The sequence below is a fragment of the Herbaspirillum lusitanum P6-12 genome (assembly GCF_000256565.1).
Taxonomy (GTDB): Bacteria; Pseudomonadota; Gammaproteobacteria; order Burkholderiales; family Burkholderiaceae_D; genus Herbaspirillum; species Herbaspirillum lusitanum.
The window spans coordinates 1-1,904 of the sequence record NZ_AJHH01000245.1 but is presented as its reverse complement, the minus strand read 5'-3'; the positions used below and the strand labels follow the sequence as shown (position 1 = coordinate 1,904).

2 protein-coding genes are annotated in these 1,904 nt (G+C 61.1%); both read left to right on the top strand.

Annotated elements, in window-relative coordinates:
• Positions 1-64: 64 nt before the first annotated feature.
• The gene (locus HLUSI_RS0108050; protein ID WP_029363274.1) at positions 65-1,426 is read left to right on the top strand and encodes an 8-oxoguanine deaminase; all 1,362 of its coding nucleotides are present in this window, start codon (positions 65-67) and stop codon (positions 1,424-1,426) included.
• 211 nt (positions 1,427-1,637) lie between these two features.
• A partial coding sequence (locus HLUSI_RS27615; RefSeq protein WP_040503272.1) for an MCP four helix bundle domain-containing protein occupies positions 1,638-1,904 on the top strand: 267 nt, incomplete at its 3' end.

Genomic DNA, 1,904 nt, shown 5'->3' with positions numbered 1-1,904 from the left:
GATCGCCGCAGGCGTGCCGGTCGGAATCAACACCCAACACCAAACACAACCCAGTGAGTCCCAAATGACCAAAACCCTATTGATCAAAAACGCCACCGTCGTAGTAACAATGAACGACACCAGAGAAGAAATCAAAAACGGCGCCCTCTTCATCCGCAACAACATCATCGAACAAGTAGGCCAAACCGCCGACCTCCCCCAAACCGCCGACGAAATCATCGACGCAAGCAACCACGTGGTGCTGCCCGGCCTGATCAACACCCACCACCACATGTACCAAAGCCTCACGCGCGTGATCCCCGCCGCGCAAGACGGCGAACTGTTCAACTGGCTCACCAACCTCTATCCAATCTGGGCCGGCCTGACGCCGGAAATGATCAAGGTCTCCACGCTCACCGCGATGGCCGAACTGATCCTCTCCGGCTGCACCACCAGCAGCGACCACCTCTACATCTATCCGAACAAGACCCGCCTCGACGACAGCCTCGAAGCCGCCCAGGAAATCGGCATGCGCTTCCACGGCGCGCGCGGCGCGATGAGCGTCGGCCAGTCGAAAGGCGGCCTGCCGCCGGACCGCGTGGTCGAAGACGAGAACGACATCCTGCGCGATACGCAACGCCTGATCGAGACCTACCACGACCACAGTCGCCACGCCATGCAACGCATCGTGGTCGCGCCCTGTTCACCGTTCTCGGTCTCGCGCGATCTCATGCGCGAGGCCGCCAACATGGCGCGCAGCTACAAGGTCTCGCTGCACACCCACCTCGCCGAAAACGTCAACGACATCGCCTACAGCCGCGAGAAATTCAACATGACCCCGGCCGAATACGCCGAAGACTGCGGCTGGGTCGGCCACGACGTCTGGCATGCGCACTGCGTCCAGCTCGACGACCACGGCATCGACCTGTTCGCACGCACCGGCACCGGCGTGGCGCACTGCCCCTGCTCCAACATGCGCCTGGCCTCCGGCATCGCCCCGATCCGCAAGATGATCGCCGCAGGCGTGCCGGTCGGCCTCGGCGTCGACGGCAGCGCCTCCAACGACGGCGCCCACATGCTCGGTGAAGTGCGCCAGGCCATGCTGCTGCAACGCGTCGGCTTCGGCCCGGACGCCATGACCGCACGGCAGGCGCTGGAAATCGCCACGCTGGGCGGCGCCAAGGTATTGAACCGCGACGACATCGGCGCACTGAAGCCGGGCATGTCGGCCGACGTCGCGATGTTCAAGCTGGATCAGATCGGTTTCGCCGGCGCGCTGCACGACCCGGTCGCGGCGCTGGTGTTCTGCACGCCGGCCAACGTGTCCTACAGCATCATCAACGGTCGCGTGATCGTGCGCGAAGGTCAATGCACAACGATCGATCTCGGATCAGTCATTGAGCGCCATAACGCGCTGGCATTTGAACTGGCCGATGCAGCGAACTGACATGCGGTAAGCAGCAAGCACTAATAATTAAAAAAAAGAACGACATTCCGGCCCGCTCCACCCGAGCAGCCCGGAATGTTTTGCCATGCGCCGTCGACATAATTGCACGGCGGAAATGCTTGAAATTGATGGCATGAGAATTGCCTTTTAGGTAGCGCCATACATGACTGGCGCAACGTTTCGCAGTCCACTGAACAGCAAAGGTATCCCCATGAAAATCGCCAACATGAAAATCGGCCAACGCCTCGCCATCGGCTTCGGCATCGTGATCGTCCTGCTGGTCGCCATCACGGCGCTCAGCAATATGCAACTGGGCCGCCTCAATGACGGCATCAACCTGATCACCAAGGACCGCTACCCCAAGACCGTGCTGGCCAACACCATCCAGATCCAGGTCAACAAGATCGCCCTCGACATCCGCGACATCATGCTCACCGGCGACGCGGACAAGATCAAATTCCTTGTCGGCGACGCCACC